Source organism: Methylopila musalis, from assembly GCF_042679725.1.
GTDB lineage: Bacteria > Pseudomonadota > Alphaproteobacteria > Rhizobiales > Methylopilaceae > Methylopila > Methylopila musalis.
On the sequence record NZ_JBHTMX010000086.1, the window covers coordinates 1 to 12,001 of the forward strand.

At 72.7% G+C, this 12,001-nt stretch carries 13 protein-coding genes; 4 read left to right on the plus strand and 9 right to left on the minus strand.

Annotated elements, in window-relative coordinates; genetic code table 11:
• Positions 1–115: 115 nt before the first annotated feature.
• From ACFQ4O_RS10475 to ACFQ4O_RS10485, 3 genes are read right to left on the minus strand one after another with little or no spacing between them, the layout of a single operon-like run.
• Positions 116–760, minus strand: a complete 645-nt coding sequence (locus ACFQ4O_RS10475; protein WP_378775638.1) for a sigma-70 family RNA polymerase sigma factor — start codon at positions 758–760, stop codon at positions 116–118.
• A 21-nt stretch (positions 761–781) separates the two neighbouring features.
• Positions 782–1,411: an EF-hand domain-containing protein gene (locus ACFQ4O_RS10480; protein ID WP_378775639.1), complete on the minus strand. Its 630-nt coding sequence runs from the start codon at positions 1,409–1,411 to the stop codon at positions 782–784.
• Between the two features lie 50 nt (positions 1,412–1,461).
• Positions 1,462–2,151: a uracil-DNA glycosylase family protein gene (locus ACFQ4O_RS10485; protein WP_378775640.1), complete on the minus strand. Its 690-nt coding sequence runs from the start codon at positions 2,149–2,151 to the stop codon at positions 1,462–1,464.
• A 71-nt stretch (positions 2,152–2,222) separates the two neighbouring features.
• Here ACFQ4O_RS10485 and ACFQ4O_RS10490 point away from each other — a divergent pair, with 71 nt between their 5' ends.
• Entirely contained in the window at positions 2,223–3,770 is a 1,548-nt protein-coding gene (locus tag ACFQ4O_RS10490; RefSeq protein ID WP_378775641.1) for a sensor histidine kinase, read from the plus strand.
• Positions 3,771–3,780: 10 nt separating this feature from the next.
• Here ACFQ4O_RS10490 and ACFQ4O_RS10495 read toward each other — a convergent pair whose 3' ends face one another.
• Positions 3,781–4,026 carry a DUF3297 family protein gene (locus tag ACFQ4O_RS10495; RefSeq protein WP_378775642.1) on the minus strand — a complete coding sequence of 82 codons (246 nt, stop codon included), beginning with the start codon at positions 4,024–4,026 and terminating at the stop codon, positions 3,781–3,783.
• A gap of 184 nt (positions 4,027–4,210) precedes the next feature.
• Between ACFQ4O_RS10495 and ACFQ4O_RS10500 the strand changes: the two genes are divergently transcribed.
• Positions 4,211–5,299 carry an extracellular catalytic domain type 1 short-chain-length polyhydroxyalkanoate depolymerase gene (locus ACFQ4O_RS10500; protein ID WP_378775643.1) on the plus strand — a complete coding sequence of 363 codons (1,089 nt, stop codon included), beginning with the start codon at positions 4,211–4,213 and terminating at the stop codon, positions 5,297–5,299.
• 14 nt (positions 5,300–5,313) lie between these two features.
• Here ACFQ4O_RS10500 and ACFQ4O_RS10505 read toward each other — a convergent pair whose 3' ends face one another.
• Positions 5,314–6,387 (minus strand): dipeptidase, encoded by a 1,074-nt coding sequence (locus ACFQ4O_RS10505; protein ID WP_378775644.1) that lies wholly within the window; start codon positions 6,385–6,387, stop codon positions 5,314–5,316.
• 110 nt (positions 6,388–6,497) lie between these two features.
• A complete protein-coding gene (locus ACFQ4O_RS10510; protein WP_378775645.1) occupies positions 6,498–7,499 on the minus strand; it encodes an adenosine kinase in 1,002 nt (333 codons plus the stop codon).
• A 97-nt stretch (positions 7,500–7,596) separates the two neighbouring features.
• Here ACFQ4O_RS10510 and trpS point away from each other — a divergent pair, with 97 nt between their 5' ends.
• Positions 7,597–8,631 carry a tryptophan--tRNA ligase gene (trpS, locus tag ACFQ4O_RS10515; protein ID WP_378775646.1) on the plus strand — a complete coding sequence of 345 codons (1,035 nt, stop codon included), beginning with the start codon at positions 7,597–7,599 and terminating at the stop codon, positions 8,629–8,631.
• A gap of 33 nt (positions 8,632–8,664) precedes the next feature.
• On the opposite strand, the gene ACFQ4O_RS10520 is transcribed toward trpS, so the two are convergent.
• The 3 genes from ACFQ4O_RS10520 to ACFQ4O_RS10530 all read right to left on the minus strand — a co-directional run bounded on the left by ACFQ4O_RS10520 (position 8,665) and on the right by ACFQ4O_RS10530 (position 11,082).
• The gene (locus ACFQ4O_RS10520) at positions 8,665–9,048 is read right to left on the minus strand and encodes a hypothetical protein (RefSeq protein ID WP_378775647.1); all 384 of its coding nucleotides are present in this window, start codon (positions 9,046–9,048) and stop codon (positions 8,665–8,667) included.
• A 19-nt stretch (positions 9,049–9,067) separates the two neighbouring features.
• Positions 9,068–10,516: a sodium:proton antiporter gene (locus ACFQ4O_RS10525; RefSeq protein WP_378775648.1), complete on the minus strand. Its 1,449-nt coding sequence runs from the start codon at positions 10,514–10,516 to the stop codon at positions 9,068–9,070.
• An 80-nt stretch (positions 10,517–10,596) separates the two neighbouring features.
• On the minus strand, positions 10,597–11,082 hold the full coding sequence (locus ACFQ4O_RS10530) for a hypothetical protein (RefSeq protein WP_378775649.1): 486 nt from the start codon (positions 11,080–11,082) through the stop codon (positions 10,597–10,599).
• Positions 11,083–11,370: 288 nt separating this feature from the next.
• Here ACFQ4O_RS10530 and ACFQ4O_RS10535 point away from each other — a divergent pair.
• Positions 11,371–12,001: 16S rRNA (uracil(1498)-N(3))-methyltransferase (locus ACFQ4O_RS10535; protein ID WP_378775650.1), on the plus strand; the 631-nt coding region annotated here is incomplete at its 3' end.

A 12,001-nucleotide genomic window follows, 5' to 3' on the forward strand; every position in this document is an offset into this window, starting at 1 on the left:
CGGGCGAGAAGCGCGTCCGCCGCCGCGGCGTCCGCCTCCGGCCAGCGCGCCAGATCGGCGCCGCGGGCGTCGAGCGCGGCGGAAAAAGCCTCGAAGGTGAAAGCGTCTCGGGTCGTCATCTCGCGCTCTCCTCGCGCGCCGCCTGCCGGGCGCGCAGCGTGCGCCGGGCCCGGACGAGCATGGATTCCACCGCCTTCTCGCTGGCGCCCAGCGTCGCGGCGATCTCCGCATTGGACCGCTCACCGTCCGCCGCGAGCAGCAGCGCCGCGCGCTGGCGGGCGGGCAGCGTCAGAATGTCGGCCCGCACGGCCGCGACCTCGCCCCGCGCCTCGGCCTCGCGCGCCGGGCCGGGATCGTCCGCCGGCGGGTCGAACAGGTCGGCGAAGGGCAGCAGCCGCCGGATTCGTTTCCGCCGGTCGTGATCGACGCAGAGGTTCACCACCACCCGGTGCAGCCAGGTGGAGAACCGCGCGCCGCCCGGCGTCCAGCGGTCGGCCGAGCGCCACACCCGCCAGAACGCCTCCTGCACGATGTCCTCCGCCTCGGCCGCCGAGCCGGTGAACCGGTGCGCCACCGCCTGCGCCCTGGGCGCATGGCGGGCGACGAGCCGGGCGAAGGCGCGCTGGTCGCCCCCGCCCGCCAGCGCCATCAGCGCGTCGTCGTCAGGCTCCATGTCCGGCGCCAGCCGCAAGGGCGCGCGCGGAGCCTCCCGCGCCGCGTCCACGGCGCAGGAGGACCGCACGGGCGCGGACACGGTCATGGCCGGGTCCCCGCCGCGGGATCAGTTGGCGTCCTCGTCGCCGCCGTCGTCCAGACCGTCGTCATGGTCCTTGTGGCCGGGACCCTTCTTGTCGTGGTCCGGGCCCTTCTTGTCGTGCTTGTCGCCCTTGTCGTGGTCGCCATGCTTGCCGCCCTTGGGGCCGCGCTCCTTGGCCTTGGCGATGAAGGCGGCCATCTCCTCCTTGGAGACCTTGCCGTCCTTGTTCTCGTCGGCGCGGTCGAACCACGGCGCGGTGCGGGCCAGGAACTCCTCGCGGGTGACCTTGCCGTCCTTGTCCTTGTCGAGACGCTCGAACATCTTCTGCGCCCGGTCGCCGCCCTTGCCCTTGCGCCCGCGCTCCTCGGCGCGCTTCTTCATGGCCTCGGCGTGGGCCTTGACCTCGTCCTTGTCGATGACGCCGTCCTTGTTGGCGTCGATCCGGTCGAACGCCTTGCCGCGGGCGGCCTGCACCTCCTCGCGGCTCAGCGAGCCGTCCTTGTCGGCGTCCAGCCGCTCGAACCGCTTGTTCATCATCTCGGCGCGCTTCTCGGCCCGCTGCTCGCGGGTCGGCTCATCCTTGGGACCGGCGACGGCCGCAAGCGGAGCCAGGGCGACGGTCGCGGCGAGCGCTGCGGCGACGATGGATTTCATGTGTGCTCTCCTTGGTTGCGCGTTTTGAAGCGCGCCCCTCTCGACTGCTGTCACGCGGGATCGGGTCCCGCCCTGCGCGGGCCGGGCGAGGAATCGAGCGCGCGCCGCACCAACGCGCGAAGGGCGGGTTCGAGTTCACTCTCGAACCACGGATGTCGCCGGAGCCACGCGTTGTTGCGCCAGGACGGGTGCGGCAGCGGCAGCACGCGCAGGAGAACCGGCCGCGCCAGGATCTCCCGCCAGCGGGCGACGGTCTCGGTCAGCGAGGGGCTGGCGTCCGGGCCGAGATGCCAGAGCTGCGCCGGCCGGCCGATCGCCAGCACCAGCTCCACGTTCGGCAGCGCCTCAAACAGCTGCGTCCGCCAGGCCGGGGCGCATTCCCGGCGCGGCGGCCGGTCGGCGCCGCGGGCGTCCTGTCCGGGAAAGCAGAAGCCCATGGGCAGCACGGCGACACGGGCCTCGTCGTAGAACTCCGCGTCGGTCACGCCCATCCACCGCCGCAGCCGCACGCCGGACGGATCGCTGAACGGCACCCCGCTCGCATGGACCCGAACGCCCGGCACCTGCCCGCACACCGCGAGCCGCGCGGACAGGGACGCCCGCGCCACCGGCCGGGGCTCGTGCGGCAGCGGGGCGCCGCGGGGCCGGTCCCGGCAGATGCGGCAGGCCCGGATCTCGGCGAGCAGGCCGGCGAGGCGCGCGTCGGCCGACCCGGAGCAATCGAACGGTCCCGTCAGCACCGTCTTAAGCCTTTGCGCCCCATGGTCGCCGCGAGTGGAGGCGCCGTTCTGGGCGGGTGACGCAGGTGGACATGTTGGATCTTCCGGCCGGAACCGGCCCGGACGGACAACCGGCCGAACGGACGCCGGACCGGCGCCGCTCGGTCGCGGCCCGGGTGCGTTTCGAGCGCGAGCGCCTGACCTCCACCTCCGGCTCCCGCCACGCCTTCGATCACGAACTCCTGCGCGGCTACGCGCTGAACCGGGTCTCCGCCGCCCCGGCGGTGGCGACGCTGACGCTGCTCATCGCCGCGGCGACCACGATCTGGGCCCCGGCCGCGCTCGCGGGCTTCTGGCTCGCCGCCGCCCTCGCCGGGCAGGCGCTGGTGTTCGCGACCGCCCGCCGCTTCCTCCGACGCGGCGGCGAGGAGCCGGACGCCCGCCGCTGGAGCGGGCGATTCGCGCTGGTCGAGGCGCTGAACGCCCTCGCCTGGGGTCTGCTCGCCTTCGTGCTCGCAGGCCAGCCCGAAGCCTCCGAGGTGATGGCGCTGTTCGTCATGCTGGTCGGGGTCGCGATCGCGGCCATGCTGGCGGCGAGCGTGCCGCCCGCGGTCTACGCCGCCACCGCGCCGATCGCGGGGGCGGTCGCGGGCGCCTATCTGTTCGAGGACGGCGCGGGCGCCAAGGCCGTGGTCGCCATGACGCTCGCGGCCGAGATCTACTTCCTGCTGCTCAGCCGCAAGCTCTACCGCAACACGCTGGAGGGGCTGGAGTTTCGCGCCGAGAAGGACGCGCTCATCGGCGAGCTCGAGCAGGCCAAGGCCAATTCCGACGAGGCGCGGCGCCGGGCGGAGGAGGCGAACCTCGCCAAATCCCGCTTCCTCGCCACCATGAGCCACGAGCTGCGCACGCCGCTGAACGCCATTCTCGGCTTCTCGGAGGTGATGAAGGCGGAGGTGTTCGGCGCCCACGCCGTGCCCACCTACAAGGAATACGCCGGCGACATCCACCAGAGCGGGCAGCACCTGCTGGAGCTGATCAACGAGATCCTCGATCTGTCGCGCATCGAGGCCGGGCGCTACGAGATGAACGAGGAGAGCGTGCGGCTCGCCCATGTGGTGGAGGATTGCCATCACCTGCTGAAGCTCCGCGCCAAGAACCGGGGCGTCGTCATCCGCGAGCTCTATCAGTCCAATCTGCCGCCGCTGTGGGCCGACGAGCGGGCGCTGCGGCAGATCACGCTCAACCTGCTGTCGAACGCCATCAAGTTCACGCCGCCCGGCGGCGTCGTCACCCTCAAGGTGGGGTGGACCGCCTCCGGGGGCCAGTATCTGAGCGTCGCCGACACCGGCCCCGGCATTCCCGAGAGCGAGATTCCGACGGTGCTGGCCTCGTTCGGCCAGGGCACGCTCGCCATCAAGACCGCCGAGCAGGGCGCAGGCCTCGGCCTGCCGATCGTGAAGGGCCTCGTGGACCTGCACGGCGGCGGCTTCGCGCTGAACAGCAAGCTCCGGGAGGGCACCGAGGTGATCGTCACCCTGCCCGCGAGCCGCGTGATGGACGCGCTGCCGCCGCTGCGCCGCGCGGAGCCGGCACCCGCCGCTCGGGCGCCGGCCCCGGACGCGCGCCGCGCGGGCTGACGCCGAAGCGTCAGGCCTCGTCGCGGAAATAGGGCTCCACCGGGCCCTTCAGCTTCAGCGTCATGGCGTTGCCGAACCGGTCCTTGGCGCCGCCGGCCGCCACGCGGATCCAGCCCTCGGCGACCGAATACTCCTCCACATTGGTCTTCTCGACGCCCTTAAAGCGGACGCCGACGCCGCGCGTCAGCGCCGCCTCGTCGTAATGGGGGCTGTCCGGGTGGACGGAGAGGCGATCCGGAGGGGTGGCGGCGGTCATGATGGGCTCCCTGAAGGGGGTCGAAACGGCGGCGGACCATATCGGCTCCGCGCTCCGAACGGAACGGCCATGCCCCGATGGCCCTGTCAGCGCCTTTTTCCGGCTTATATTGCATCGCAACATAATCCTGCCCGCCGCCCTATCGAGGAACGGCGGCCCCGTCATCGACAGGAGGCTCAAGGCCATGTTCCGTTTCGGCGCGCCAAGCTTCGATCTGTGGTCCGACCGCTCCGCCGCCACCGGTGGCGCAGGCGACGAAACCGGCCTGACCACCGTGCGCGATTTCGGCGACAATCCCGGTCGCCTCGTCATGAAGGCTTACGTCCCCGCGGGGCTGAAGCCCGGCGCGCCGCTGGTCGTGGCGCTGCACGGCTGCACGCAGCTCGCGGGCGGCTACCAGTCGTCCTCGCGATGGACGGAGCTCGCCGACCGCCACGGCTTCGCGCTGCTGTGTCCCGAGCAGCGGCGCTCCAACAATCCGAAGCTCTGCTTCTCGTGGTTCACCCCGGAGGCGGTGCGGCGGGGCCAGGGCGAGGTCGCCTCCATCCGCGCCATGATCGAGGCCATGGCGACGGAGCGCCGCATCGACCGCCGCCGCGTGTTCGTCACCGGCCTGTCGGCGGGCGGGGCCATGGCCTGCGCCATGCTCGCGACCTATCCGGAGGTGTTCGCCGGCGGCTCCATCGTGGCGGGGCTGCCCTATGGCGCGGCGGCGGGCGTCGGCGAGGCTTTCGCCGCCATGGGCAAGGGCGTGGAGCGCAGCGGGACGGACTGGGGCGACCGCGTTCGCGCCGCCTCCGACCACGCCGGCCCCTGGCCGCGGGTGATGATCTGGCAGGGCGAGGCGGACGAGACCGTCGCGCCCGCCAACGCCGACGCGCTGGCGCGGCAATGGCTCGACCTGCACGCCCTTTCGCCCGCGACCCTGACCGAGGACCGGCGCGACGGCGTGACCCGCCGCGTCTGGGGCGACGGCGCGGTGCAGGAGATCCGGATCGACGGTATGGGCCACGGCGTGCCGCTGGACGTCGCGCAGGGCGAGATCGCGGCGCCCTACATGCTGGACGTGGGCGTGTCGCAGGCGCTGGAGACGCTGGCGTTCTGGGGGATCGGCCGGTCGGCCGCCCCGCGACGGCCCCGTCCCGCCCCGGCCCGCGCCCCCGTCCGGGCCGCGCCCAAGGCGCCGGCGCGGACGCCCGAACGCCGCAGCGCGCGCAAAGCCGTCGAGGCGGCCGTGACCAAGGCGCTGAAGGCCGTCGGCCTGATCCGCTGACGGGCCGGCGCGCCTCAGTCGCCCCAGACGCGCTCCAGCACGCCGAGCCAGTTGCGGAGCGCGAGCTTCTCCACCGTGTCCCGGTCGTAGCCGTGGGCCAGCAGATGGGCGATCAGCCGGGGCAGGCCCGAAGCGTCGCCGAGCGCCGCGGGCACGATCGCGCCGTCGAAATCCGAGCCGAAGCCCACATGGTCCACGCCGAGCCGGCCGATCAGGTGGTCGAGATGGCGCGTCATGGCTTCAAGCGGCGTGTCCGCCGTCATGCGCCCGTCCTCGCGCAGGAAGCAGGTGGCGAAGTTCAGCCCGACAAGCCCGCCGCTGTCGCGGATGGCGTCGAGCTGGGCGTCGGTGAGATTGCGGGCGTGGGGCGTCACCGCATGGGCGTTGGAATGGGTCGCGATCAGCGGCCGCCGGGACAGTTTCGCCACGTCCCAGAACCCGGCCTCGTTCAGATGGCTGAGGTCGATCGCCACCCGGAGCTCGTCGCACTCCCGCACGAGCCGCCGCCCCGCGTCGGTGAGGCCCGGCCCGATGTCCGGCGAGGACGGGAAGCGGAACGGCGCGCCATGGCCGAAGACGGTCGGCCGGCTCCACACCGGCCCGAGCGAGCGCAGGCCGGCGGCGTGCAGCACATGCAGCGCGTCGAGGTCGGGGCCGATCGCCTCCGCGCCCTCGATGTGGAGCACGGCGGCAAGCGCGCCTTGCGCCATGGCGGCGCGGATGTCGCGGACGCTGCGGCAGACCGCGACCGCGCCCTCCGACGCCCGCTCGATCGCGAACAGGGTGGCGGCCATGCCGAAGACGGCGCGCTGGGCGTCGCCGAGCGGCAGCGGATCGGGAAACGGCACATCGTAGGCCGCGGCGCGCATCATCTCGAGATAGTCGACGCCGAGATGGGGCGAAGGCGTGAAGATGGCGAACAGCCCGCCGGCGAGCCCGCCCGCCCGCGCCTTGGGCAGATCGATGTGGCCGCCGACGCCGCCCTTGAGGAACGCCGCCGCGCCCCGGTCCGGGTCGCGGCGCTCGTAGAGCCGGAGCAGCGTGTCGTTGTGGCCGTCGAAGACGGGGATCGGGGACGCGTCGGTCATGGGGCGGGAGGATGGCGGCGCCGCGCGGTTTGAGCCAGCCTCAAAGCGTCGCCGTCATGCCCGCCATGCGGGGCCGCGACGCGCGTTCGGCCGGAACGCTTCGGCCGGCCTCAGAGCAGCCCGCGCTCTTTGGCGAGCTGCTCCAGATTGACCAGCGGCCGGGCGCCCACATGGGAGATCACCTCCGCCGCCGCCAGCGCGCCGAGTTCGGCGGAGCGGGCCAGGCCGAGATCGCGGGCGTGGCCGAGCAGGAAGCCGGCGGCGAACAGGTCGCCGGCGCCGGTCTTGTCCACGATCGCGCCGTCGACCGGCGCCGCGGGCACGGCGAGGCGCGCGTCGCCCTGAACCATCGCGCAGCCGTCGGCGCCGAGCGTGACGGCCGCGAGCTTGGCGTCCTTCGCCACCGCCTGCAGCGCGGCCTCGATGTCGCCGGTCTCGTAGAGCGACTTCAGCTCGCTGTCGTTGGCGAACAGCAGGTCCACGGTCCCGCCGCGGATCAGCTCCAGAAACTCGGCGCGATAACGGTCGACGCAGAAGGAATCCGACAGCGACAGCGCCACCTTGCGGCCCGCCCCATGGGCGATGTCGGCGGCCTTGCGGAAGGCGAGCTTGGCGTCGGCCGGATCCCAGAGATAGCCCTCGAGATAGGTGATCTTCGCCGCCGCCACCGTCTCGGCGTCGATGTCGTCCGGCCCGAGCGCCTGGCAGGCGCCGAGATAGGTGCTCATGGTGCGCTCGCCGTCCGGCGTCACCAGCACGAAGCAGCGGGCGGTGGCGGCGCCTTCGCCCGCCGGGCGGGTGCGGAAATCGACGCCGATGGCGCGGATGTCGTGGGCGAAGACGTCGCCCAGCACGTCGCCTTTCACCTTGCCCACGAAGGCGCCCCGGCCGCCGAACGAGCCGACGCCCGCCAGCGTGTTGGCGGCCGAACCGCCGGAGGATTCCGTCGCCGGGCCCATGCGGCCGTAGAGCGCCTCGGCGCGCGCCTCGTCGATCAGCGCCATGGAGCCCTTCACCAGCCCTTCGGCCACGAGGAAATCGTCCTCCGTGCGGGCGATCACGTCGACGATGGCGTTGCCGATGCCGAGGACGTCGTGGCGCGCGTCAGACATGGGAGGCGTCTCCGAATTTCGCGGGGATCGCGCGGGCCGGGCGGCTCTTGCGCGCGAGGGGCGCGGAGGCCATAACGCGCCCTCGTTCATGAGGCAAATGCAGATGTCCCAGCGGGTGTTCTCCGGCGTCCAGCCGACCGGCAACCTCCACCTCGGCAACTATCTCGGCGCCATCAAGCGCTTCGCCGAAATGCAGAGCGGATACGACTGCATCTACTGCGTCGTGGACATGCACGCGATCACCGTGTGGCAGGACCCGGCGGAGCTGCGCCGCTCCATCCGCGAGGTGGCGGCCGCCTTCCTCGCCGCGGGCGTGGACGGCGAGAAGAACATCGTCTTCAACCAGTCGCAGGTGCCCCAGCACGCGGAGCTCGCCTGGGTGCTGAACTGCGTCGCCCGCCTCGGCTGGTTGAACCGCATGACCCAGTTCAAGGAGAAGGCGGGCAAGGACCGCGAGAACGCCTCGGTCGGCCTCTACGCCTATCCGAACCTGATGGCGGCCGACATCCTGGTCTACCGCGCCACCCACGTGCCGGTGGGCGAGGACCAGAAGCAGCATCTGGAGCTCGCCCGCGACATCGCGCAGAAGTTCAACAACGACTTCGCCGCCTCGATCGCCGCGAACGGGCTCGCCGAGAAATTCTTCCCCCAGCCGGAGCCGCTGATCGCGGGGCCGGCGACCCGCGTCATGTCGCTGCGGGACGGCGCGAAGAAGATGTCGAAGTCCGATCCGTCGGACGCGAGCCGCATCAACCTGACCGACAGCGCCGACCAGATCGCCGCCAAGATCCGCAAGGCCAAGACCGATCCGCTGCCGCTGCCGGACGCGGTGGAGGAGTTGAAGGCGCGGCCCGAGGCGGACAACCTCGTCGGCATCTACGCCGCGCTGTCCGACGCCGACCCGGCGGCGGTGCTGGGCGAATTCGGCGGCGCGCAGTTCTCCCAGTTCAAGCAGGCGCTGGTGGACCTCGCGGTGGCGAAGCTCGCGCCGATCAACGCCGAGATGCAGCGGCTGCTGGCCGACCCCGCCCATGTGGAGCGGGTGCTGGGCGACGGCGCCGCCCGCGCCGAGGCGATCGCGAGCGAGACCATGAACCACGTCAAGGACATCGTCGGCTTCATCCGCCGCTGATATCCCCGTAGGAAGGCGGGTCGGGGAGGCCGTTCAGCGCGGCGCGCCGGCCTCCTCCTTCGCGTCGCCCGAACAGGCCTGGAACGCCTCGGCCGCCTGGGTCTCCTGCGCGGCGAGGATCTGCTCGCGCGGCAGGCGCGACAGGCGCTCCACCTCCTGCGGCGTCATGGCGTCGGCGATCGCTTCGCCGTAGCAGCGGCAGAAGGTGCGGAACTCCTCGGGCGACGGCGCGTCCGCGCCCCCGCCGGTCTGCGCGGCCACGCAGGCGTCCTCCGCCGCCTTCACGAAGGTGGCGCGGCCCTCGCCCGACAGGCCGGACGCGGCGCGCTCGGGCTGGGTGCGGCTCCAGCTGATCCAGGCCGCAAGCGCTGCGACGCCCGCCAGCAGGACGAGCGAAAACACGATTCTGCGGGACATTCCGGCGTCTCCCGGCCGCTCAGAGGAAGAACAGCAGCGTCAGCAGGGCGAAGCACGGCCCCAGCACAGCGCATGACCACGCCATGTAGCCGAAGAAGCTCGGCATGGCGACGCCGCGGTTGCGGGCGATGGCGAGCACCATGAAGTTCGGCGCGTTGCCGATGTAGGTCAGCGCGCCCATGAACACCGCGCCGGCGGAGATGGCGGCGAGCGTGCGGGCGAGCGGCCCCATCAGCGCCGCCGCGTCGCCGCCCGCGAGGTTGAAGAACACGAGATAGGTGGGCGCGTTGTCGAGCATGCTGGACAACAGGCCCGTGAGCCAGAAATAGGCCGCCGGGTCCGGCGCGCCGTCCGGGCCGCTGACGAGCGCCACCAGCGGGGCCGCGGCGCCGCGCGCGCCCGCCTTCAGGATCAGCAGCGCCGGGATCAGCGTCACGAAGATCGCCGCGAACAGCTTGGCCACCTCGCGGATCGGCTCCCAGTCGAAGCCGTTCTGGGTCCGGAGATCGCGCGGCGTGATCGCGATCGACGCCAGCGCGAGGCCGACCAGCGCCGCGTCGCGCACGATCGCCTGTAGCGTCACCTCGGTCCCGAGCACGTCGAACGCGACGCCCGGCCGCCAGAGCCCGCTGAGCAGGATGGCGGCCACGACGCCGGCGAGCAGCGGCGCGTTCCGCAGACCCCGCAGCCCGAGCCGGGCGCGGGGCGCGGTCTCGGAACGGGGAACGGGCGCGGCCGCGGCCGCCTCCCGCGCCCGGAACCAGCGGTCGATCAGGTAGAACAGCGGCAGCAGGATCGCCGCCAGAACCGCCGTCGGCGCGCCGAGATGGAGCGTGGTCCAGAAGAAGTCCACGCCCTTCAGGAAGCCGAGGAACAGCGGCGGATCGCCGAGCGGCGTCAGCGCGCCGCCCACGTTCGACACCAGGAAGATGAAGAACACCACCACATGGGCGTTGCGGGCGCGGCCCTCGTTGGCGCGCAGCAGCGGCCGGATCAGCACCATGGAGGCGCCGGTGGTGCCGATGACGCTGGCGAGCAGCATCCCGACGCCGATGAGCGCGGTGTTGACCGCGGGCGAGCCCCTGAGGTCGCCCGTCACCAGCACGCCGCCGGAAATGGTGAACAGCGCGAACAGCAGCGCGACGAACGGCAGATACTCGGCGAGCAGCGCGTGGGCGAGTTCGCCCGCGACAGGACCCGCGCCATGAACCCACGCGAAGGGCGCCAGCAGGGCGAGCGCCCAGCCGGCGGCGATCGCGCCGTAGCGGCGATGCCAAAGATGAGGCGCCGCGAGCGGCAGCAGCGCGATCGACAGCAGCAGGCCGATCAGCGGCAGCGTCCACGCCGGCGACAGACCCGCCCCGTCCACATGGGACGCCCCGGCCGCCCATGCCGGCCCGGCGACGAACGCCGGGAGAAGGCCGGGGATCGTGACGGCGGCCGCCGTCGCCGCGGCGCGGTTCATCATGGCTCGTCTCGCAGTGCGGGAGCGGGGTCGCTCCGGTCTAGCGGGACGCGGCCCGAAGGCCAACGAAAACCGCCTGCCCCTCAGCGCGCCCGGGCGAGCCGCGTCGGGCGCGGCGGCGCGGCGCGGTCCCGCGCCATGGAGGCGAACAGGCGGCGCTCCCGGGCGGTGAACAGGCGCGTCTGGCTGACGGGCATGTAGGCGCCGGGCGCGCTGGGCTCACCGCCCATGAACACCACCACCCGGTCCTTGAGGAACAGCACGTCGCCCCGTCGCAGCGTCGGATCGACCAGATGCCAGTCCGGCGTGCGCTCCGGGTCGATGGTGCGGGCGAGCTGCTCCTGCGGCGACAGAGCCGGCGCCGCCTTGGCGACCGCCGCGCGCTTGCGGACCTTCCGCGTCGCGGTCTGGGCGACCGTGACCTCGGGATGGACGGGCGCGCTGACCGTCGGGGCTTTGCGCCCAAGCAGCCAGTCCAGAAAGCCGGCGCGGGCGTTCTGGAACGGCGCCAGCAGCACGATCGGCGTCAGAAAGCCGATCGCCGCCGTCTTCCACAGGCTCTTGTCCACCGCGCTGGTCCCCTCGGACGAGATCCCCACCCCGCCGCAGAGGGTTCGATATCGCGGGACCCCGGCCCCGCCAACGGGATTCGCCCGCGCGCGGCGGGAAATTTTAACGTGTCGTTAACCGGCGCGGCCGGCGTCGCTCCGGAGGCCCGTGTTCCGCCATGGAGCGAAAGCCGGCTCGCCCGTCTCGTCAGGCCCGTCGAAGGCGGCTATCCACGAGGTCGGCGACGCGACGGCCGACACGTTCCGTCTCGCGCGGGCTTCCTCCCGACCGGCTCCAGAAAGGGCGTCATGGCGGACGACGACGATTTCCTGTCCTCCCGGCTGTTCGTGGACGAGACGCTGGCTGAGGGCGCGACGCTGACGCTGACCGACGCGCCGGCCAACTACCTGCGCAACGTGATGCGGGTGGCGCCGGGGCAGGCGCTGCTGCTGTTCAACGGCCGGGACGGCGAATGGGCCGGACGGGTCGCGGCGGTGGAGAAGAAGCGCGTCGAGGTCGTCGCCGAGCGCCGCACCCGCGAGCAGACCCCGGCGACCGGCGTCGACTACCTGTTCGCGCCGCTGAAGCACGCCCGGCTCGACTACATGGTGCAGAAGGCGGTGGAGATGGGCGCCGGGCGGCTGCGCCCCGTGCTGACCCGCCGCACCCAGGCGACCCGCGTCAATCTCGACCGCATGCGCGCCAACGTGATCGAGGCCGCAGAGCAGTGCGGCGTGCTGGCGATTCCCGAGGTGCTGGACCCGGAGCCGCTGGATCGGGCGCTGGCGCGCTGGCCCGAGGACCTGCCGCTGGCCTTCTGCGACGAGGCCGCGGAGCAGGCCGATTCCATGGCGACGCTGCGCCCGCTGGCGCGAGGCCCGCTCGCGGTCCTGATCGGCCCGGAGGGCGGCCTCGACCCGGCCGAGCGGGCGGCGCTGC

Bases quoted from the DNA above. Each gene is read 5' to 3' on its own strand.
- ACFQ4O_RS10475 (WP_378775638.1), bottom strand. From the start codon at position 760: ATGACCGTGTCCGCGCCCGTGCGGTCCTCCTGCGCCGTGGACGCGGCG.
- ACFQ4O_RS10480 (WP_378775639.1), bottom strand. From the start codon at position 1,411: ATGAAATCCATCGTCGCCGCAGCGCTCGCCGCGACCGTCGCCCTGGCT.
- ACFQ4O_RS10490 (WP_378775641.1), top strand. From the start codon at position 2,223: ATGTTGGATCTTCCGGCCGGAACCGGCCCGGACGGACAACCGGCCGAA.
- ACFQ4O_RS10495 (WP_378775642.1), bottom strand. From the start codon at position 4,026: ATGACCGCCGCCACCCCTCCGGATCGCCTCTCCGTCCACCCGGACAGC.
- ACFQ4O_RS10500 (WP_378775643.1), top strand. From the start codon at position 4,211: ATGTTCCGTTTCGGCGCGCCAAGCTTCGATCTGTGGTCCGACCGCTCC.
- ACFQ4O_RS10505 (WP_378775644.1), bottom strand. From the start codon at position 6,387: ATGACCGACGCGTCCCCGATCCCCGTCTTCGACGGCCACAACGACACG.
- ACFQ4O_RS10510 (WP_378775645.1), bottom strand. From the start codon at position 7,499: ATGTCTGACGCGCGCCACGACGTCCTCGGCATCGGCAACGCCATCGTC.
- trpS (WP_378775646.1), top strand. From the start codon at position 7,597: ATGCAGATGTCCCAGCGGGTGTTCTCCGGCGTCCAGCCGACCGGCAAC.
- ACFQ4O_RS10520 (WP_378775647.1), bottom strand. From the start codon at position 9,048: ATGTCCCGCAGAATCGTGTTTTCGCTCGTCCTGCTGGCGGGCGTCGCA.
- ACFQ4O_RS10525 (WP_378775648.1), bottom strand. From the start codon at position 10,516: ATGATGAACCGCGCCGCGGCGACGGCGGCCGCCGTCACGATCCCCGGC.